Origin of the sequence: Methylobacterium ajmalii (assembly GCF_016613415.1) — a bacterium.
Lineage (GTDB): Bacteria > Pseudomonadota > Alphaproteobacteria > Rhizobiales > Beijerinckiaceae > Methylobacterium > Methylobacterium ajmalii.
In genome coordinates, this window is record NZ_JACWCT010000018.1 from 1 (window position 1) to 20,925 (window position 20,925).

The 20,925-nt window shown below is 70.8% G+C and carries 14 protein-coding genes and 4 tRNA genes; 7 read left to right on the plus strand and 11 right to left on the minus strand.

Features of this window, described 5'->3' with window-relative positions; translation table 11 throughout:
• Positions 1-1,014: polysaccharide deacetylase family protein (locus HPY23_RS03015; RefSeq protein ID WP_200649555.1), on the minus strand; the 1,014-nt coding region annotated here is incomplete at its 3' end.
• Between the two features lie 368 nt (positions 1,015-1,382).
• On the opposite strand from HPY23_RS03015, the gene HPY23_RS03020 reads away from it, so the two are divergent.
• The 4 genes from HPY23_RS03020 to HPY23_RS03035 are packed head-to-tail and all read left to right on the plus strand — an operon-like array spanning position 1,383 to position 6,665.
• Positions 1,383-2,273 (plus strand): 1-deoxy-D-xylulose-5-phosphate synthase N-terminal domain-containing protein, encoded by an 891-nt coding sequence (locus tag HPY23_RS03020; protein WP_236012575.1) that lies wholly within the window; start codon positions 1,383-1,385, stop codon positions 2,271-2,273.
• On the plus strand, positions 2,273-3,169 hold the full coding sequence (locus tag HPY23_RS03025) for a transketolase family protein (protein ID WP_091890189.1): 897 nt from the start codon (positions 2,273-2,275) through the stop codon (positions 3,167-3,169). Before HPY23_RS03020 ends, HPY23_RS03025 begins: the two co-directional genes overlap by 1 nt.
• Positions 3,166-5,133, plus strand: coding sequence for an NAD-dependent epimerase/dehydratase family protein (locus tag HPY23_RS03030; protein ID WP_091890186.1), 1,968 nt, complete (start codon positions 3,166-3,168; stop codon positions 5,131-5,133). The genes HPY23_RS03025 and HPY23_RS03030 overlap by 4 nt, the downstream gene beginning before the upstream one ends.
• On the plus strand, positions 5,130-6,665 hold the full coding sequence (locus HPY23_RS03035; protein WP_091890183.1) for a hypothetical protein: 1,536 nt from the start codon (positions 5,130-5,132) through the stop codon (positions 6,663-6,665). Before HPY23_RS03030 ends, HPY23_RS03035 begins: the two co-directional genes overlap by 4 nt.
• Positions 6,666-6,685: 20 nt before the next feature.
• On the opposite strand, the gene HPY23_RS03040 is transcribed toward HPY23_RS03035, so the two are convergent.
• From HPY23_RS03040 to HPY23_RS03080, 9 genes are all read right to left on the minus strand, one after another.
• Positions 6,686-7,468 (minus strand): class I SAM-dependent methyltransferase, encoded by a 783-nt coding sequence (locus HPY23_RS03040; RefSeq protein ID WP_091890179.1) that lies wholly within the window; start codon positions 7,466-7,468, stop codon positions 6,686-6,688.
• 524 nt (positions 7,469-7,992) lie between these two features.
• Positions 7,993-8,382: a hypothetical protein gene (locus tag HPY23_RS03045; protein WP_139235044.1), complete on the minus strand. Its 390-nt coding sequence runs from the start codon at positions 8,380-8,382 to the stop codon at positions 7,993-7,995.
• 366 nt (positions 8,383-8,748) lie between these two features.
• Positions 8,749-8,825 (minus strand) — tRNA-Arg (locus HPY23_RS03050).
• A gap of 77 nt (positions 8,826-8,902) precedes the next feature.
• Positions 8,903-8,979, minus strand: a tRNA-Arg gene (locus HPY23_RS03055).
• 77 nt (positions 8,980-9,056) lie between these two features.
• Positions 9,057-9,133: transfer RNA gene (locus tag HPY23_RS03060), tRNA-Arg, on the minus strand.
• Positions 9,134-9,405: 272 nt separating this feature from the next.
• Positions 9,406-11,721 carry a xanthine dehydrogenase family protein molybdopterin-binding subunit gene (locus HPY23_RS03065; protein ID WP_091890175.1) on the minus strand — a complete coding sequence of 772 codons (2,316 nt, stop codon included), beginning with the start codon at positions 11,719-11,721 and terminating at the stop codon, positions 9,406-9,408.
• Between the two features lie 379 nt (positions 11,722-12,100).
• Entirely contained in the window at positions 12,101-13,834 is a 1,734-nt protein-coding gene (locus tag HPY23_RS03070; RefSeq protein ID WP_200601636.1) for a response regulator, read from the minus strand.
• Complete coding sequence (locus tag HPY23_RS03075; RefSeq protein WP_091754986.1) at positions 13,827-14,288, minus strand: response regulator; 462 nt, start codon at positions 14,286-14,288, stop codon at positions 13,827-13,829. Before HPY23_RS03075 ends, HPY23_RS03070 begins: the two co-directional genes overlap by 8 nt.
• A 9-nt stretch (positions 14,289-14,297) precedes the next feature.
• The gene (locus HPY23_RS03080; protein ID WP_091890240.1) at positions 14,298-16,553 is read right to left on the minus strand and encodes an ATP-binding protein; all 2,256 of its coding nucleotides are present in this window, start codon (positions 16,551-16,553) and stop codon (positions 14,298-14,300) included.
• A 309-nt stretch (positions 16,554-16,862) separates the two neighbouring features.
• On the opposite strand from HPY23_RS03080, the gene HPY23_RS03085 reads away from it, so the two are divergent.
• From HPY23_RS03085 to HPY23_RS03095, 3 genes are all read left to right on the plus strand, one after another.
• Positions 16,863-18,056 (plus strand): CaiB/BaiF CoA transferase family protein, encoded by a 1,194-nt coding sequence (locus HPY23_RS03085; RefSeq protein ID WP_091890169.1) that lies wholly within the window; start codon positions 16,863-16,865, stop codon positions 18,054-18,056.
• Positions 18,053-18,973 (plus strand): hydroxymethylglutaryl-CoA lyase, encoded by a 921-nt coding sequence (locus tag HPY23_RS03090; RefSeq protein WP_091890166.1) that lies wholly within the window; start codon positions 18,053-18,055, stop codon positions 18,971-18,973. Before HPY23_RS03085 ends, HPY23_RS03090 begins: the two co-directional genes overlap by 4 nt.
• Before the next feature lie 169 nt (positions 18,974-19,142).
• Positions 19,143-20,765: a flavin-containing monooxygenase gene (locus tag HPY23_RS03095; protein ID WP_091890162.1), complete on the plus strand. Its 1,623-nt coding sequence runs from the start codon at positions 19,143-19,145 to the stop codon at positions 20,763-20,765.
• A 61-nt stretch (positions 20,766-20,826) separates the two neighbouring features.
• On the opposite strand, the gene HPY23_RS03100 is transcribed toward HPY23_RS03095, so the two are convergent.
• Positions 20,827-20,903 (minus strand) — tRNA-Met (locus HPY23_RS03100).
• Positions 20,904-20,925 lie beyond the last annotated feature (22 nt).

Sequence of the window (20,925 nt, forward strand, 5' to 3'; positions counted from 1 at the left end):
GCGCACCTCCGCGACGGTCCGGCTCTGGTCGCGGGGCGCCGGGGCGGGCGGCGGGGGCGCCGGGTCCTCCTCGAACAGGCCCGCCCGCAGCAGGAGCGGCGCTTCCTCGGCGACGCGCCGGCGCTCGCCGGCCGGCCGCAGGGCCGCCATGCGGGTGCCGAGCCGGTCGAGGGCGAGGCGGATGGGTCGCGCCTGCGGGGCGTCGAGGGCCGCCAGCGCGGCTTGCGTGTCGGCCCGCGCCGGCACGACGTGGACGACCCGGTAGCCCCGGGCCTTCAGGGCGCGCAGCAGGTCGGGCAGGATCGCGACGGTGCGGGGCTGGATGTCGTGGAGCAGAATAATCCCCCGCCCCGCCGCGTCGAGGCGCCGGAGCACCCGCTCCATCACCGCCGCCGGGGCGATGCGCTTCCAGTCGTCGCCGTCGACGTCGATGCTGAACGGCAGCAGCCGCTGGGCGGCGGCGTAGCGGTCGAGGGCCGGACTGTGCCCGAGCCCGGGGAAACGGAAGAACGGCGAGAGCGCGGTCTCGTCGTCGGCCAGCACCGTGCGGGCGGCGGCGAGCCCGCCGTTGATCTGGTCTCGCCGCACCGCGTGGCTGCGGACCCGGTCGAGGTAGCGGTGCGACCAGGTATGGGTCGCGACGGTGTGGCCCTCGGCGGCGGTCCGCCGCAGGGTATCGGGGAACTGCGCCACCATGCTGCCGACGACGAAGAACGTCGCCTTCACGCATTCGGCCCCGAGCGCGTCGAGCACCGCGTTGGTGCGCCGGGGCAGCGGGCCGTCGTCGAAGGTCAGCACCACCTCGCCGCGCGCGAGCGGCAGGGTGCCGCGATAGCTCGCCCGGCCGACGGGGCCCTGCGCGAACGGCACCTCGAGGGTGCGGGCGGTGCCGAGGGCGTCGCTCCGGCATTCCTGCGCCGCCTGCGCCGGCGAGGCGGCCAGGAGACCGGCGAGACCGCCGGCGAGGAGACCGGCACGGAGTCCCGACGGCAGCGGGGGCTTGAAGCAACGCACGAACAAACTCCGCCACACATGCCGGCCGTCCCTGGCAATATCTGGGCGAAAGCTGAGCCTCCGGTAAACGCACCGGCGCTCCGGCATCCTCCATCCGGGACAAGCGGCGAAACAAGCGCTCCGGTGGACGACCCGATCGAGAACATCCCGCGCCCTGGGAGGCCGATTCACGGATCGGCAACTTCCCGGACGCCGGGCGACGACAGCCGCGGCCGCGGGATCGACCTCGCCGGACCGGATCCGCACGGCGGCGGAACGCGGGCGGGAGCCCCGCGGCGGTGCGGACCGGTAGTTCCGGTGATGCGGCTTAACGGGACGCTAACCATGGCCGTCGTTCCGTCTCTCGGGGAGCAGCGGGATCGGGGCGGATGGCACGGCACGGACACACCCTTCGGGCGGAGAGCCGGCCGCCCGGGACCGTCGCGACGGCATCGCCCCCCGCGCCGCAACCCGGGCTGCTGGCCCCGGGCCTGTTGACGCTGGCGCGCTGGCGGCTGCTCGCCATGCACCGCACCGCCGATGTCGGACATCTCGGCGGCAACCTGTCGGCGCTCGACGCGATGATGCTCGTCCACCACGAGCTGCTGGGCGAGGCCGACCGCTTCGTCCTGTCGAAGGGCCACGCGGCGGGCGCGCTCTACGTCACCCTATGGAGCCGCGGGCTGATCGCCGATGCCGAGCTCGACAGCTTCCACGGCGAGGGCACGCGGCTGCCCGGCCACCCCCCTGCCCGCGGCCTGCCGGGGAGCCGCTTCGGCACCGGCAGCCTCGGCCACGGGCTCTCGCTCGCCGCCGGGCTCGCCCTCGCGGCCCGGCTCCAGCGCCGGACGGGACGGGTCTTCTGCCTGACCTCCGACGGCGAGTGGCAGGAGGGCTCGACCTTCGAGGCGCTGATCTTCTGCGCCCACCAGCGGCTCGCCAACCTGACGATCCTGATCGACCACAACCGGCTCCAGGGCTTCGGCACCACCGGCGAGGTCGCCTCGCTCGACCCGATCGGCCGGACGCTCGCGGGCTTTGCCGTCGAGATCCGCGAGGCGGACGGGCACGACCTCGCGGCGATGCGCCGGGCGCTCGCCCCCGGCACCGACCGGCCGGTGGTCGTCGTCCTGCACACCGTGAAGGGCCGCGGCGTGCCGGCGATCGAGGGCCGGCTCGACAGCCATTACCTGCCCCTCACCGAGGCGCAGTACCTCGCGGCGATCCTCGGCACGCCCGAGGCAATGTCCGGCGAGACCGCCACCGGGGAGAGCGCCTGATGCGGCGGGAATTGTGCGAGGCTCTCGTCGCCCGGGCGGCGAGGCCGGAGCTGGTCTTCCTCACCGGCGACCTCGGTTTCGGCGCCCTCGAGCCCCTGCGCGAGGCGCTGGGCGAGCGCTTCTTCAATGCCGGCATCGCCGAGCAGAACATGATCGGGGTGGCGGCGGCGCTGGCGAGCGAGGGGCTCGAGCCCTGGACCTACACGATCGCGCCGTTCTGCTACGCCCGCGCCTTCGAACAGATCCGCAACGACGTCTGCCTGCACCGCCTGCCGGTGCGGATGCTCGGCAATGGCGGCGGCTACGGCTACGGGGTGATGGGCCCGACCCACCACGCGCTGGAGGATTACGGCGTCCTCTCGACGCTGCCGTCCCTGCGCATCCTGGTGCCGGCCTTCGATTCCGACGTCGCCGACGTCGTCGCGGCGGCCGGCGCGTCGCCGGGTCCGGTCTACGTCCGGCTCGGCCGCGGCGAGCTGCCGACGGGCTGCCGTGCCCCGGCCTACGCGCCGTGGCGGCGCCTGCGCGCCGGGCGCGGCCCGGTCGTCGTCGCGGTCGGGCCGATGGCGGGCGTGGCCTGGGGCGCCTTCGCGCAGGACGGCGACGCGGGACCGGAGGTGTGGGCGGTGAGCGAGCTGCCGCTCGCCCTGAGCCCGCCGCCGCAAGCCTTTTCCGACGCGCTGGCCGGCCGCACCCTCTGCGTCGTCGAGGAGCACGTAGCGCAGGGCGGCCTCGGCCAGGCGCTTGCCGCCTGGTGCCTCACGAACGCCGCGGCACTCACGGGCTTCCGCACCGTGACGGCGGCCGGCTACCCGTCCGGCACCTACGGCTCGCAAGGCTTCCACCGGCGCGAGAGCGGCCTCGATGCCGAGGCGCTGCGCGGGCTCCTCGCATGACCCCGACCGCCACGGACTGGATCGACGGCCTCAAGGGTCCCATCGCCGTGCTGGGCGCGGGCGGCTTCGTCGGGTGCAACCTGTTTCGCCACATCCTGGCACGGCGGCGCGACGTCTACGCGGTCGCCCGCACCCTGCCGGCGCCCCGGCTGCGCGGCATCGACCCGAGGCACCTCGTCGCCGTCGACGTCACCGACCGGGCGGCGCTCGCCAGCTTCGCCGAGGCGATCCGTCCGGCGACGGTGTTCGACTGCATCGCCTACGGCGCCTACTCGTTCGAGACCGACGCCGACCTGATCTACGCCACCAACTTCACCGCCCTGGTCGACCGGGTCGAGCGCCTGGCGGAGAGCGGGCGGCTCGCCGCCTACATCCATGCCGGCTCCTCCTCCGAGTACGGGCTGAACTCCGCAGCCCCCGCGGAGGACGCGGCGCTCGTCCCCAACAGCGCCTACGCGGTCTCGAAGGCGGCGGCCGCCCAGTACCTGGCCTATGCCGGCAAGACGCGGCGCTGGCCGGTCGCCAACCTGCGGCTCTACTCGGTCTACGGCCCCTACGAGGACGCCAACCGGCTGATCCCGGCCGTGGTGTCGCGGGGAATTGCCGGCGGCTACCCGGACCTCGTCGACCCGACGATCGCCCGCGACTTCGTCTACGTCGAGGACGCGTGCGAGGCCTTCGTGCGCGCGGCCGCCAAGATGTCGCCCGACCTCTACGGCGAATCGATCAATATCGGCACCGGGACCGAGACGACGATCCGCGACCTCGCCGGCACCGCCCGCGAGGTGTTCGGGATCGCGGACGCGCCGCTTTTCGGCGCGATGGCGCCCCGGGCCTGGGACATGGCGCGCTGGCAGGCGAACCCCGAGAAGGCCGAGCGCCTCCTCGGGTGGCGCGCCGGCACGCCGCTGGCGCAAGGGCTCGCCCGCACCGCCGCCTGGATGCGGGAGGCGGGGGCCGACCTCACCGGCCTGACCAAGGCCGGAACGACGCGCCGGCGCAGCATCGCGGCGATCATCGCCTGCTACAAGGACGAGGAGGCGGTGCCGATCATGCACGCACGCCTCACGGCGGTCTTCCGCAAGATCGACGTCGACTACGAGATCATCTTCGTCAACGACGCGAGCCCGGACGGGTGCGGCGAGCGCATCCGCGAATTGTCGGCCAAAGACCCGCACGTGCTCGGCATCACGCATTCGCGCAACTTCGGCTCGCAGATGGCGTTCCGCAGCGGCATGGAGCTGGCGACCGCCCAGGCCTGCGTGCTCCTCGACGGCGACCTCCAGGACCCGCCCGAGCTGATCGAGCAGTTCCACGCCGCCTGGGTCCAGGGCCACGACGTAGTCTACGGCCGGCGCGTCAAGCGGGACATGCCGCTGGTCTGGGGACTGCTCTACAAGGCGTTCTACCGTGTCTTCGCCGCCTTCAGCTACGTGCGCATCCCGCACGATGCCGGCGACTTCTCGCTGATGGACCGGCGCGTCGTCGGCTGGCTGCTCAACTGCCCCGAGCGCGACCTGTTCATGCGGGGCCTGCGCGCCTATGTCGGCTTCCGCCAGACCGGGGTCGACTACGTGCGACCCAAGCGGATGTTCGGATCGAGCACGAACAACCTGCTCTCCAACCTCGAATGGGCCAAGCGCGGGATCTTCTCCTTCAGCAACACCCCGCTGAAGCTGCTCACCGCCACCGGGACCGCGCTGCTCGGCCTCTCCGCGCTGATCGGCCTCGCCATGGTGATTCTGCGCCTCGCCGTCCCCGACATCGCCCCGCGCGGCGCGATCTCGACCCAGCTCGCCATCCTGTTCTTCGGCGCGCTGAACCTGTTCGGGATCGGGCTCGTCGGCGAGTACGTCGCCAAGATCATGGAGGAAGTGAAGGCGCGGCCGCGGCTGATCCGGGCGGCGCTGATCCGCAACGGCACCGCGACGGAGTTGCCGCCCGAGGGCGGGGCCCGGCCGTGACGCACGACGCCGTGCGGCCGAACGACACGCCGCATCGGGGCCTCGGCTCCCTGCCCTTCGCCGTGGTGCTCGGGCTTGCGGCGGCGCCCAACCTCCTGTTCCTGGGAACCCACCTGGCGAGCCCGCCGCTGGCGGCGGGCGCCTGCGCCTGCGTCGTGGCGGCGCTCGCCCTCGTGCTGCGCGACCTCGCCCGGACACGCGCGCGCCTCGACGGGCGGCTCCTGCTCGCCTGCCTCGCCACCGCCCTCGCCCTCTGCCTGCTCGGCGGCCAGGCACACCTGTTCTTCGCCAACGACGACTGGCTGATCCGCGACGCGGTGCTGCACGACCTCGTCGCCGAGCCCTGGCCGGTCGGCTACCTCTACGCCGGCGACGCGACGATGCTGCGCGCGCCGCTCGGCCTCTACCTGCTGCCGGCGGCGATCGGGAAGCTCGTCGGTCTCAAGGGGGCCCATGCCGCGCTGCTCGCCCAGGACACGATCCTATTCGGTTGCCTGTTCTACGGCTTTGCCTCCCTCGCGCCGTCGCGCCGGCGCGGCCTCATGGTGCTCGCAATCTTCGTGGTCTTCAGCGGCTGGGACATCGTCGGCAGCATGATCGTCGACGATCCGCTGATCCCCGGCCGCCATCTCGAGCAGTGGCTCGGCACCCTGCAATTCTCCTCGCACGTCACGCAGCTCTTCTGGGTACCGAACCATGCGGCGTCGGGCTGGATCTTCGTCGGGGCGTTCTGCCTGTGGCGCGCCGGCACCCTGCGGGCGACCTCCCTCGCGGTGGTGTTCGGGCTGTGCGTGTTCTGGTCGCCGCTGAGCATGATGGGCGCCCTGCCCTTCCTCCTCGTCGCGCTCGTCGCCGACCTCGTCGCGCGCCGGCTCACCCGCGCCGGCCTCGCCGCGCTCGCCCTCGCGGGGCTCGGGCTCGTGCCGGTCGCGCTCTATCTCGGCGCCGACGCCGCTCGGGTCCCGCACGGGCTCCAGGACCTGAGCGGGGCCTTCGCCAGCCGCTACGTCCTGCTGATCGCCTTCGAGCTCCTGCCCTTCCTGCTGATCCTCTGGCTGGCACGGCCGTCGGGCGACCGCTGGACGCGGGAGGAGATCGGCCTCGTCGCCGGCTTGCTGCTCGTCGTGCCACTCTACCGGCTCGGGGGGGCGGATTTCGTGATGCGCGCCTCGATCCCGGCGCTGGCCCTCCTGGCCCTCAGGGTCGGCGCGACTGTCCCGGACCTGCACGGCCCGCGCCGGATCATCGCCGTGGCGATCCTCGGCTTCGGGGCGGTGACGCCGGCCTACGAGGTGATCCGGGCCGTCCGCCTGCCGGCCTTCGCGGTGAGTGCGTGCTCACTGCTCGCTGCCGCCCGGACGCCGCCGAATACCGGGCCGCTGTTCCACTACGTCGCCCGGATCGATCACCTGCAGGGCCATCTCGCCGATCGAGTTCTGAGCAAGCCCGAAACGCAGATCCGGCTCGTCCCGCAGGCGATGTGCTGGCCCGACCACCCGGCCCATCAGGAGCATGCCGGGACGATCTTCTGAGGCCTCCGGCCGACGGGTCGTCAGTCCGGCCGGCGGGCCGTGACGGTGTAGCCTAGGCAATCCTCACCCCAGTCGCCGCGCAGCGACAGGGTGCCGATCAGCCCGAGCAGGCCGAGGACCGGCAGCAGGACGAGACCGAGAAGGCGCTGCGCCGGGTGTCCGGCGGGATCGCCGAGCGGGATCAGGCAGAGCGCCATCGCCTTGTAGCAGGCAACGGTGACCGGGTTGCCGCGGGCAGTGACGCGGATCTCGCGGAATCCGGCCCGGCGCAGCAGCCGATCGAGCGAGGACGGCGTGTAGCGCCAGTAATCGTAGGGAACGAAGTGCCAGCGCGCCGCGAAGGGCACCGTCAGGACGAGGCGCCCGCCCGGCCGCAGGCAGGTGAACAGTTTCTCGACGAAGGGCGCCGGGGCCTCGACGTGCTCCAGGACCTCGGTGCACAGGACGAGATCGATGGAGGACGGCGCGACGGGCCAGTCGTCGCCCTCGTAATACTCGGTGTCGGGGATCGCGTAGCCGAAACGGTCGCGGGCATCGGCCCGGTCGATGCCGCGATAGCGAGCCGTGCGCGGCAGGAGCGGGCGGAAGACCTGGGCGCCGCAACCGACGTCGAGCACGTCGCCGGAGGCGGCGGCGAGGACGCCGCGCAGGTCGCGCCAGGCGGAGCCCGCCTGGAGGTCGAGGAGGCGGCGGCCCGCGGCGAGGATGTCGTCCCAGCGCGAGCGGCGGGGTCGGAAGACCGGCGGCTTGAATCTCTCGGCCGTCGCATCGACTAGGTTTCGGCGCGTGGCGTGCGTGCTCATCCGGGTGACATCCGATTACCGACGACGATCGCGCCGTCCTGTCGGACGGGACACAGCCAGGCTCCGACCGGCGGCGGGATCATGTGACGAGAGGGTGTAGGCCCGGTGAACGCGGCGCACGGCACCGGGTGATGCCGGCTCCGTCGTCGATGCCGCGACGTCGTCGGGCTGGGCACCCTTCGGGTTCACGGGGACTTACCGGTCTTGACGAGCGCGGTGGTCCGATAAACGCAACCGTTGAGCGTCTTGCCGGGATGCGACGCGACGGTGGACACGCTGCGCGCGATGCCGTGCGGCGGCCGAAGCGGGTTTCCGGGGTCGCCTGCTCGGTCGTATTGGACACGACCTTCTCGCCGAGGAACTTGCCGGATCGGCGCATCGCCTCGACCATCCCGGACGGCACCGTGCCCTCGGCGCATCGCATCGATCAGCGGTCCGGGAACGGCGGCGTTCGTGATTCCCTCCCCCGCGCGCGAGCTGTGCCGGATCGGGCAGATCGAGCACGGCGAGGATGCCGGACGAGCTCAGCGCGATGCGCCGGGTCTCGTAATGTCCCGCCACCGTAATCGGCCTAGAGCGTTTTCCGACGAAGTGGAAACCGGTTCGTCGCAGAAAATGCGACAAAACAATGACTTAGAGAGATTCGCGAATGCAACGCGATCGTGAAGTGCTCTAGCAGCCGGCATTCGATGATGGTGGGATTTTTCGCCGAAATTTTTGATCCACTTACACTTTCGCGCGATTTTCTCTTCGCCATGCAGAGAAAATGCAAATCCGATGAAAGTTGGCGCGTCGACCCGGCTCTCGATGGCATCGACGCTATCGGTCTTCGCGGGATCGGGGTCTGTCACCTGCGACCGTGCAGCGACCGGAGAGAGAAAGATCCAGTCTGAGACAAGGGCGAATACCTTCATGACGACAGCAATTATCCTGTATATCACTGCCAGACACGTCGAAAGCCGCCGCATGATCCATCAAGGCGCGCCGAGATCCTGCACCAGGGCGGAGGAATTCACCAAGCACCGCGCCCGCGAAACGCCAGCGTCGGCTCGTCGCGCGATTTCCAGTAGATCACTTCAGCAATACGGGAAATCGGCGTCACTCGAGCGCCGCACGGTTCGATCGTGTGAATTTCGGACGTGATCTTCCGAGATCGTATCCCACGAGGCGGGAATGCCGGACGGTGCCGCCATGTCGAGGCAAGCCTCGGTCGCCCGATGCGCTTCAGGCGACCGGCGGTATCGGATCACGGTGCGAGGCTGGAAACTGCATACGGAATGTGGCGCGCCCGAAAGGATTCGAACCTCTGACCCCCAGATTCGTAGTCTGGTGCTCTATCCAGCTGAGCTACGGGCGCCCGATCGAAGATCATGTCTTCGACTATGTACCGACCATAATCGCGTAACGATCGAGGTCGGGCAATCAAGTATGGAATGGCGCGCCCGAAAGGATTCGAACCTCTGACCCCCAGATTCGTAGTCTGGTGCTCTATCCAGCTGAGCTACGGGCGCCCGATCGAAGATCATGTCTTCGAATATGTACCGACCATGATCGCGTAACGATCGAGGTCGGGCAATCAAGTATGGAGTGGCGCGCCCGAAAGGATTCGAACCTCTGACCCCCAGATTCGTAGTCTGGTGCTCTATCCAGCTGAGCTACGGGCGCCTGTACAGCGGGAATTGCTCCCCGCCGGTGGAAGTGGGATCTAAGGGGTCCGCCCCGGCTTGGCAACCCCTATTTCGCCGGCGTGATGGTGCATCGGACCCTGACCGCGTCCCACCACATCCGCCGGGATATCGGCCATTTGCGGCTCGCCCGAACGCCCCATCCGCCGGAGCTCGGCCGTGCGCTGCGGCAGCCGATCACGGCCCTCCGCGAACGGTGCCCGGCTCGAAAGGCCGGGCGCCGCGAAGGTCTTGCGCGACGGGTGACCGCCGTCAGGCGGCCGCCGCCTTGCGCAGGGGCTCCAGGGCCGCGAACATCCGCGCCGGGGTCGCCGGCATGTCCATGTCGCGCAGGCCCACGCTGCGGTCGAGGGCGTCGACCACCGCGTTCATCACCGCCGGGCAGGAACCGATGCTGCCCGCCTCGCCCGCGCCCTTGATGCCCATCGGATTGGTGGTCGAGGGCACGTTCTTCGTCTCGAAGTGGAAGAACGGCACGTCGCCGGCCCGCGGCATGGCGTAGTCCATGAAGCTCGCGGTCAGGAGCTGGCCTTCCGCGTCGTAGACCGTGCGCTCGTGGAGCGCCTGGCCGATGCCCTGGACCACGCCGCCATGGACCTGGCCGGCGAGGAGCAGCGGGTTCACCACGATGCCGAAATCGTCGCAGATCGTGTAGCGCACGACCTCGGTGATCCCGGTCTCGGGGTCGATCTCGACCTCGGCGACGTGGGTGCCGTTGGGGTAGGTCGCGCTCGGCGGCACGAAGTCGCCCTGGCCGGTCAGGGTCGCCTCGCTGGCCTTCGGCAGGCTGGCGAGCGCCGCGAAGTCGATCGACTTGTCGGTGCCGGCGACCCGCACCGCGCCCTCGGCGATCTCGAGATCCTGCACGCCCGCTTCCAGCTCCTCGGAGGCGAGTTCCTTGAGCTTGCCGGCGAGGTTCTGCGACGCCGCGCCGACCGAGATGCCGCCGACGGGAATCGAGCGCGAGCCGCCGGTGCCGGCACCCGTCGCCACCTTGTCGGTGTCGCCCTGCACCACCCGGATCCGCTCCAGCGGCAGGTCGAGATGCTCGGCGGCGAACTGGGCGTAGGCGGTGGCGTGGCCCTGCCCGTTCGACTGGGTGCCGACATAGACGGTGGCGCCGCCGTCCTTGTCGAGGGTGATCTTGACGTCCTCGCCCTCGCCCCAGGCGGTGCACTCGATGTAGGTGGCAAGCCCGATGCCGCGCACCAGGCCCTTGGCCCGGGATTCCGCGGCGCGGGCCTCGAAGCCGTTCCAGTCCGCCGCCTCGACGGCGCGGCCCATATGGGCGGCGAAGTCGCCGGTGTCGTAGGTGCGGTCGCCGATCGGCGTGGTGTAGGGCATCGCGCTCGGCGGGATGAAGTTGCGCCGGCGGATCTCGGCCGGCGAGATCCCGGTCTCCCGCGCCGCCCGGTCGACCAGGCGCTCGATCAGGTAGGCCGCCTCCGGCCGCCCGGCGCCTCGATAGGCGTCGACCGGCACGGTGTTGGTGTAGACGCCGCGCACCCGGACGAACACCGCCGGGGTCTTGTAGACGCCGGTCAGCATCGTGGCGCCGAGATACGGGATGTAGGGCCCGTATTGCGACAGGTAGGCGCCGAGATCGCCGATGACGTCGAAGCGCATGGCGAGGAAGGTGCCGTCGGCATCGAGCGCAACCTCGCCGACCGAGAGGTTGTCGCGGCCCTGCGTGCAGGCGACGAAGTGCTCGCCGCGCTCCGACACCCACTTCACCGGCCTGTCGAGCCGGCGCGCGGCCTCGGCCGCCAGGGGATACTCGCGGTAGGTGAAGGTCTTGGTGCCGAAGCCGCCGCCGACATCGCCGGTGACGACGCGGATCTGGTCCTTCGTCACCCCGAGCACGCCCGTCAGTGTCTTGCGCAGGCCGTGCACGCCCTGGCTCGGGATGGTGAGGGTGAAGCGCTTCGCGCCCGAATCGTACTCGGCGACGACGCTGCGGGTCTCCATGTAGTTGGTGACCAGACGCTGGTTCTCGACCTCGACCTTCACCACCTTGGCGGCCTTGGCGAAGGCGGCGTCCACCGGCGCCTTGTCGCCCATGGTCGAGTCGAACGAGACGTTGTCGGGCTGCTCGTCCCATACGGCGCTCGCGCCGCCCGCGATGGCGCCGCGGATGCCGACGACGGCCGGCCGCACCTCGTAGTCGATGCCGATCGCCTCGACGGCGTCGCGGGCCTGGATCAGCGTGTCGGCGACCACGAAGGCGACGGCGTCGCCGATATGCTTCACGCTGCCCTTGGCCAGCAGCGGGATGTTGGCGACGTGGTTCTGGCTGCCGTCCCCGTTCGGCAGCGGCGCCTGGCACTTGATGTCGCCGAGACCGACGACGTCCTCGGCGGTGAGGACGAGGTGCACGCCGGGCATCGCCCGGGCGGCCTCGACGTCGGTGATGGTGAAGGTCGCGTGGGCGTGCGGGCTGCGCAGGAGCGCCGCATGCAGGCAGCCCGCAGGCGCGTGGTCGTCGCCGTAATTGCCTTCGCCGGTGATCAGCCGACGGTCCTCGACCCGGCGCAGCGGCTGGCCGAGGCCGAACTTGGTCACTGTCATGTGAACCTCGCGATGCGATGCTGGAACGTGAACGGAGCGCGAGCGCGGAGAGCCGGCGGACGGGCCGGCAAGGCCCGTGAACCGGGCGCGCGAAGTCGCGTGATCGGGGAAAGGCGATGACGGCAGGCGCCCCGCGCGACGGCGCAGTAGGCTGGGCGGAACGGGAGCGACGGGGCTCCGGTCACGGATCCTGCCATGCGGCGACTTTCCTCCCCCCTGGACCGGCCGATCATGCGAACCGGTCCTTATGGGCGGACCCTAGCACGCGGAATCCGGGACGTCAGCGGCGCTGCCGCCGCGCCTCACCACATCGCGATCGAGGTGCGGCGATCGAATTTCATCCGGTCGTATGTCCGGCCGGTCGTCCGGCGGGGGCGCCTCAGCGCCCGGCGCCGCCGGCCACCAGCGTCAGTCGCGGGCGGCGCTCCAGGATCGACGCGACCTTGCGCTCGAGGTCCTCGCCGCGGAACGGCTTCTGCACCACCCGGTCGTCGCCGCCGACATCGACCTGCGACAAGGCGGTGTGATCGGCGTAGCCGGTGACGAACAGGATCTGGATCGCCGGCCAGCGGCTGCGGATCACGGTCGCGACCTCGACGCCGTTCATCCCCGGCATCGCGAAGTCGAGCACCGCGAGGTCGACCGCGGCGTCGGCTTCCAGCGCCTGGATCGCCGCGAGGCCCGAGCCCGCCTCGCGGACGGCGTAGCCGGCCTCGGCAAGGCGGGTCGTGGTGATGTCGCGCACCGCGCTGTCGTCGTCGACGACCAGAACCACCCGCTTGTCGCTGGCGTCGCGGGCAAGCGAGACGTCGGCGAGGGCCGGGCGCAACTCGTGCAGGGCGGCCTCGCCGGCCGCCCGCGGCAGGTAGACCCGGACCGAGGTCCCCTCGCCCACCCGGGTGTCGATGCGCACGCCGCCGCCCGACTGCTTGGCGAAGCCGTAGACCTGGGCGAGCCCCAGGCCCGAGCCCTTGCCGACCTCCTTGGTGGTGAAGAACGGCTCGAACACCCGCGCCAGCACCTCGGCGGGGATGCCGGTGCCGGTGTCGCTCACCGCCACCATGGCGTACTCGCCGGGATTCGGCTCCTCGACCCGGGCCGGCGGGGAGGTCAGCCGCACGTTCGCGGTCTCGATCGTCAGGCAGCCGCCGACCGCCATCGCGTCGCGGGCGTTGATGGCGAGGTTGAGGATGATGAGCTCGATCTGCGTCGCATCCACGAGGGCCGGCCAGAGGTCGGGCTGCAGCGTCATCTCGATGCGGCTGGAGCCGCCCATCGAGCTTTGCAGGAGGTCGCGCATCGAGGCGACGGTGCGGTTGAGCTGCACCGGCACCGGTTCGAGCTTCTGGCGCCGCGAGAAGGCAAGGAGCTGGGCGGTGAGCCGGGCGCCGCGCTCGGCCGCGCCCCGCATCATCTCGAGGCGCCGCCGCGAGCGGTCGTCGAAGACGGCGCGTTCGAGGAACTCGATGTTGCCGGCGATCACCGTGAGCAGGTTGTTGAAGTCGTGGGCGACGCCGCTGGTGAGCTGGCCCACCGCCTCGAGGCGCTGGGCCTGGCGCAGCGCGTCCTCGATCCGCTCGCGCTCGGCGATCTGGTGCTGAAGCGCGGTGTTAGCCTCGGCGAGCTCCCGCGTCCGCTCGGCGACGCGCTGCTCCAGGGATTCGTTGAGGTCGCGCAGGGCCTGCTCGGCCTGGCGCCGCAGGACGTGGGCGCGGGCCTCGGAGAGGGCGCGCAGGATGACCCGCGGCAGCCGGTCGAGGCGCTGCTTGGTCACGTAGTCGGTGGCGCCGTTCTTCAGCGCCTCGACCGCCACGTCCTCGCCGAGGGTGCCGGAGACGAAGACGAAGGGAATTTCCGGGCAGTGCGCCCGGGCCATGGCGAGCGCGCTCATGCCGTCGAAGGCCGGCAGCACGTAGTCGGCCAGGATGATGTCGTGGCAGCCCGCCGCCGTCGCCGCCGCGAAGGCGTTCCGGCTGATCACCCGGTCGAGGGCGACGGCGAGGTCGGCATCCTCCAGGACGGCGCCGAGCAGCTCGGCGTCGAGGTCGCTGTCCTCGAGAAGCAGGATCCGCAGGGGGGCCGCGCCGTCCTCCGGCGCCCGCGCCTCAACCACCGGAGATCCAGTCCGCCCGGTGCGGCGGCGGCTCGTTGAGCACGGCCCAGAACACCCCGAGGTCCTGGATCGCCTCGAAGAACTCCTTGAAGCCGACGGGCTTCACCACGAAGGCGTTCACCCCGAGCTGGTAGGAGCGCACGAGGTCGCTCTCCTCGCGCGAGGAGGTCAGCATCACGATCGGGATCGCCCGGGTCCGGGGATCGCCCTTGACCGCCGCCAGCACCTCGAGCCCGTCGACCTTCGGCAGCTTGAGGTCGAGGAGCACCACCGCGGGGTCCTGGACCGGCCTGTCGGCATGCGGTCCCTGCCGGCGCAGGAATTCCAGCGCCTCGGCCCCGTCGCGGCAGATGACGATCTTGTTCGCCAGCTGGCTCTTCTCCAGGGCCGCCAGCGTCAGCTCGATGTCGTTGGGATTGTCCTCCACGAGGAGGATCGGCTTGAGGTCGGCCATGGATCGTCTCTAGCGGATGGGGAGCGTGAAATGGAAGGTCGCGCCCTGGCCGAGGACACCCTCGGCCCGGACCTGTCCACCGTGACGCTCGACGATGCGGCGGACATTGGCCAGCCCGATGCCCGTACCCTCGAAATCCTCGACCCGGTGCAGGCGCTGGAACACGCCGAACAGCTTGTTGACGTAGGCCATGTCGAAGCCGACCCCGTTGTCGCGGACGTAGAACACCGCCTCGCCGTCGCGGTCCGCCTCGCGCCCGATCTCGATCACCGCCTCGGCCCGCCCGCGGGTGTACTTGACCGCGTTGGAGAGCAGGTTCTCGATCACGAGCCGCATCATCACCGGATCGGCCTGGGCGCGGCCGAGCGCGCCGACCTGCCAGCGGATCGCCCGTTCGAGGGGGATGTCGCGGATCATCCGCCGGCGCACGTCCTCGACGAGCTGGTTCATGTCGCAGGGGATGCGGTTGAGGGCGTTGCGGCCCATCTGCGAGAAGGTCAGCAGGTTGTCGACGAGTGTGCCGGCCGAGAACGCCGCCTCGATGATCGTGTCGACGTAGCGCCGCCCGCGCTCCGAGAATTTCTCGCCCTCGCGCGAGCGCAGGAGCTCGGCATAGCCGACGATGTGGCGGAACGGCGCCCTGAGGTCGTGGCTGACCGAGTAGGAGAATGCCTCCAGCTCCTTGTTCGAGCGCTGCAATTCCTCGGTGAGGGAGGCCAGTTCCTCGGCCCGGCGCAGCACGATGCCGAGCACGGCGGCGCGCAGGTCCTTGGCGGCGTCGATCTCCGGCACCGTCCAGGACAGGGAGCGGCCCTGCACCGTCTCCTTCCAGGTCTCGAAGGATTTGCGCGGGTGCAGCCGGTCGGGCCCGCCGGCCGGATCCTTGGTGGCGGCCTTCGTCGGATCGCCGCCCCAGCGCACGGTCTGGACCACCTCGGGCCGGAACCAGAGCACGTAGCTCGCGTACTTCTCCGAGATCGAGATCGCGAGGAGCCCGCTCGCGGTGTCGGCGATGGTCTTGGCCGGCGGATACTCCTCCGACAGGGCGTCGGTGGCGTGGACCGCCTCGCCGGCATGCTCGGACGAGAGCCACTCGTAGACGCCGCGCACCTGCCGCTCGGAGGGCGTGCGGCCGATGAGGTGGCAGCGCTGGTCGGTGACGATCGCCGCGCCCCCGGCATCGGTGAGGGCCAGCACGTCCTCGGGGTGCCTCAGGAAGCCTTCGACGAAATTCTCCTCCTCGGCCATGAAGGCGAGCAGGCGGGCCTGGATCGCACCGAGCGCCAGGCGCTGCTCGGCGAGCGCGCCGCGCTCCTTAGCGGCGAGCTGCAGCGCGAAGGTCTGGGTGAGGATGTCGCAGGCGTTGCGGGTCTGCAGCGGGACCCGCCGCGGCCCCTTGTTGTGGCAGGAGATCAGGCCCCAGAGCGCGCCCTCGACCAGGATCGAGATCGACATCGACGCCATGGTGCCCATGTTGCGCATGTACTCGACATGGACCGGCGAGACGCTGCGCAGGACGGACTGGCTGAGATCGAGGGGTGCCCCGGTCGAGGGGGTCAGGGCCGGGACGATCGGCACCGGGTCGTAGGCGGCGTCCGGAATGATGCGCAGGCGGTTGCGGCGGTAGAGTTCGCGCGCCTGGGCCGGAATGTCGGAGGCGGGAAACCGCAGGTCGAGGTAGGAGGGCAGCACGCCGTTGCCGTCCTCGGCCACCACGGTGCCGTGCCAGTCGCGGTCGAAGCGGTAGACCAGGGCGCGGTCGAACCCGGTGAGCTGGCGGATGTCGGCGGCGAGGAGCCCGCACAGGTCCGCGACGCTCGACGCGCCGTGCAGCGCCTCGATGAAGGCGCGCAGCCGCGGATAGAGCGTGTCGAGGGTTCCGGCCGCCAGGCCCTCGCCGGCGCTCTCCTCGAATTCGAGCACCGTCAGATCGCCGGAGCGGTGGGTGGCGAGGTCGTAGGCCGTGAGGCCCGTTCCGGTCTCCAGGACGAGGGTACCGAGATATGTGGCACCGTCGCGCCCGAGCTGCGCCGTCAGGGCCTCGACGGTCGTCTCGCCCAGTTCCGGCAGCGCCTCGCGCAGGGGCAGGCCATGGACCCGGTCGGCGGGACGCCCGGGAAGGTCGGGCAAATTGGCGCTCGCCTGGACGACGCGCAGGTCCGGTCCTTCGAGCGCCAGCAGGAAACCGTGCGGCTGCAGCGTCCCGAGGATGTGGATCGGTTCCCGGTCGCAGGCCGTGAGTTCCGCCGGTTTCACAGACCGCATCGCCACCTTCACCTCATCGCACCGACGATACTGACGCTGCCGGCACCGGCACTTTACGGTAACCGGCAAGTCCCGACCAGTGCGTCGCACCGGCCCGGTGGTCGGAAGAGGGTGGCCGCCCTAGGTATGCGTCGCCTTTAACGGCATCTCAGGCGCGGCATGCCTCTCGATGCTCCCGGCCGGAACCCGGACCGGCAGGCTCCGGTGCGGCGTTCCCGCTTTGGAGGACGATCCCCGCGAGATACGGTTGGATCGCCCCGGGGTCCTGCGCCTATGACGACTGCGAACACACGACAGGGAGACGACGCCATGAGTGGTCCGCTCACGGGCATCCGCGTTCTGGAACTCGGCCAGCTCATCGCCGCGCCGTTCGCGACCCGTCTAATGGCGGAGTTCGGCGCCGAGGTGATCAAGGTCGAGGCTCCCGGCGAGGGCGATCCCCTGCGGAAGTGGCGCAAGATGCACGAGGGCACCTCGCTCTGGTGGTACCTGCAATCGCGCAACAAGAAGTCGATCGCCGTCAACCTGAAGTCCCCGGACGGCCTCGCCATCGTCAAGCAGCTCGCGCAGAGCGCCGACGTCGTGGTCGAGAATTTCCGCCCCGGCGGCCTGGAGAAGCTGGGCCTCGGCTGGGACGCGCTATCGGCCCTGAACCCGAACCTCGTGATGGTCCGCATCTCCGGCTACGGCCAGACCGGACCCTACCGCGACCGGCCCGGCTTCGGGGCGATCGGCGAGTCGATGGGCGGCATCCGCTTCACCACCGGCGATCCGAGCACCCCGCCCGCCCGCGTCGGCGTCAGCATCGGCGACACGCTCGCCTCGCTCCACGGCGTCATCGGCGCCCTGATGGCGCTCCTGCGGGTCAAGACCGGCCAGGGCGCCGGCCAGGTCGTCGACGTCTCGCTCGTCGAGAGCGTGTTCAACGTCATGGAGAGCCTGGTTCCGGAATACGACCTCCTGGGCGAGGTCCGCACCCGCACCGGCGGGGCGCTGCCGGGCATCACGCCGTCGAACACCTATCCGAGCCAGGATGGCGGCTTCGTGGTGATCGCCGGCAACAGCGACCCGATCTTCCGCCGCCTGATGAAGGCGATCGGGCGTCCCGACCTCGCCGAGGATCCGAGCCTGCACGGGAACGAGGGCCGCTCACGCCAAGCCGCCATGCTCGACGCCGTCCTGGCCGACTGGACCCGGGGGCGCACGGTGACGGACGCGCTCGCGGTGCTCGACGCCGCCGAGGTGCCGGCGGGCCGCATCTACTCGGTCGCCGACATCGTCGCCGACCCGCACTACAACGCCCGCGACATGATCCTGGAGGCCGACCTGCCCGGCGACACCCGGGTGAAGATGCCCGGCATCGTGCCCAAGCTCTCAGAGACCCCGGGCGGCGTGCGCTGGCAGGGCCCGGCGCTCGGCGCCCACACCGATTCGGTTCTCTCGGAGCTCGGCTTCGACGAGGCCGGCATCGCTTCCTTACGCCAGAAGGGAGCCGTCGCGTGAGCGGGATCGTCATCCAGGAGGTCGCGACCCGCGACGGGTTCCAGATCGAGCCGGCCTTCGTGCCGACCGTGGACAAGATTCGGCTGATCGACGCGCTCTCGGCGGCGGGCTTCACCCGCATCGAGGTCTCGTCATTCGTCTCGCCGAAGGCGGTGCCGGCGCTCGCCGACGCCGCCGAGGTCTTTTCGGGGATCGCCCGCCGGCCCGGGACGACCTACGTCGCGCTGGTGCCGAACCCGAAGGGCGCAGAGCGGGCGCTCGCGTCGCGTGCCGACGAGATCAACCTCGTCGCCTCGGTGAGCGAGACCCACAACCGCGCCAATATGGGCATGACGCCCGACGCCTCGATCCGGGGCTTTGCCGCGATCATGGAAACGGTGCGGGGACAGGTCGGCGTCAACGCCACCGCGGCGACCGCCTTCGGCTGCCCGTTCGAAGGCGTCGAGCCCGAGGACAAGGTAGTGGCGCAGGTCGAGCGCTATCTGGCGCTCGGCGTCGACGGCATCACGCTCGCCGACACGACCGGCATGGCCAACCCGCGCCAGGTCGCCCGCCTCGTCGCCCGGGTCCTGCCCCTCGTCGGGCCGAAGCGCCTGACGCTGCACTTCCACAACACCCGCGGCTGCGGCCTCGCCAACGTGCTCGCCGCCTATGAGGCCGGCGCGCGCCGGTTCGACGCGGCGCTCGGAGGCCTCGGCGGCTGCCCGTTCGCCCCGGGCGCCACCGGCAACATCTGCACCGAGGACCTGGCGAGCATGGCCGAGGAGATGGGCCTGTCGACCGGCCTCGACCTCGACGCCCTGCTCGCCCTCTCCCGCGATCTCCCCCGCCTCGTCGGTCACGACGTGCCGGGCCAGGTTGCCAAGGCCGGCCGGCCGCTCGACCTGCATCCGGCCCCGCCGCTCAGGGCGGCCTGACCGGGCCTCATGGGTGGCGCGCGTCGCGGGGACGTGGTCGCGGTTCGGCAAGCGGGTTAGCCTTGCCGGGGACGGCCGTGCGGTCACGCCATGATCGCCGGTGCCGGCAACCAGGAAACCGGGCGCCCGGCCGGGCGCGACGGCTTTCCGGCAGGGAGACGCCGACGCCATGACAGATCCCATCGAGGCCGGCCCGGTCCGTCGCTACGACGCGATCGTCGTCGGGGCCGGATTCTCCGGCCTGTACCAGCTGCACCTGCTGCGCGACCGCCTCGGCCTATCGGTCCGGGTGCTGGAGGCGGCCGGGGGCATCGGAGGCACCTGGTACTGGAACCGCTATCCGGGCGCGCGCTGCGATTCCGAGAGCTACTACTACTCCTACTCGTTCTCCCGCGAGCTCGAGGACGAATGGGACTGGACCGAGCGCTACCCCGACCACGGCGAGATCCGCCGCTACCTCGACCACGTCGCCGACCGCTTCGACCTGCGGCGCGACATCCAGCTCGGCACCCGCGTCGCCGGCGCCGCATACGACGAGGCGGCCAATCGCTGGACGGTCACCACGGAGAGCGGCGAATGCTTCGAGGCGCAGTTCCTGATCACCGCCGTCGGCTGCCTGTCGAGCACCAACGTGCCCGAGATCCCCGGCCTCGCGCGCTTTTCGGGCGCCCAGTACCATACCGGCCGCTGGCCGCATGACGGCGTCGACTTCTCGGGCAAGCGCGTCGGGCTGATCGGGACCGGCTCGACCGGCATTCAGGCCACCCCCGTCATCGCCGCCGAGGCCGCTCACCTCACGGTCTTCCAGCGCACCGCCAACTACAGCGTACCGGCCCGCAACGGCCCGATGGACGACGCATTCAGGACCTGGGTGCGCGAGAATTCCTCGGAGCTGCGCGCCAAGGCCCGCGCCGCGCCGAATGGGCACCCGTTCGACTTCTCTGACCGCTCGGCGCTCGCCGTCTCGCCCCAGGAACGTCAGGCGATCTACGAGGCGGCCTGGGAGCGGGGCGGCCTGCGCTTCCGCGCCGCGTTCCGGGACATCATGCTCGACCCCGACGCGAACGAGACCGCCTCGGCCTTCATCCGGGACAAGATCCGCGGCCTCGTCCACGATCCCGTGGTGGCGGAGACCCTGACGCCGCGCGACCACCTCTTCGGCACCAAGCGCCCGCCGATCGACACACACTACTTCGAGACATTCAACCGGTCGAACGTCAAGCTCGTCGATCTGAAGGCGACGCCGATCGCCGCGATCGTGCCGGAGGGCGTGCGCACCTCGGACGCCATCTACCCTCTCGACGTGATCGTCTTCGCCACCGGCTTCGATGCCTTGACCGGTCCCCTTCTCGCACTCGACATCCGCGGCCGCGACGGGGTCGCGCTCAAGGACGTGTGGGCGGCGGGCCCGAGGAGCTATCTCGGCCTGCAGGTGCCGGGCTTCCCGAACCTGTTCACCATGACCGGCCCGGGCAGTCCTTCGGTACTGACCAACATGCCGGTGGCGATCGAGCAGCACGCCGAGTGGATCACCGACTGCATCGGGCATCTCCGCGAGCGCGGCCTCGACCGGATCGAGGCGACGCCAGACGCGGCGGAATCCTGGGGGACGGAGGTGAACCGAGCGGCCTCCGCGACGCTGCTGCCGATGGCGAGCAGCTCGTGGTATCTCGGCGCCAACGTGCCGGGCAAGCCGCGGGTGTTCATGCCCTATGCCGGCGGCATGGCGCATTACCGCGGCCTCTGCGAACGGGTCGTCGCCGACGGCTATTCCGGCTTCGCCCTGGGCTGAGGCGCCGACCGACATACGAAAAACCCCGCCGGCTTCCGCCAGCGGGGTTTTTTGTTTGGTTTGGTTGCGGGGACAGGATTTGAACCTGTGACCTTCAGGTTATGAGCCTGACGAGCTACCGGGCTGCTCCACCCCGCGCCAGGGTGTGTTCGTAATGAGG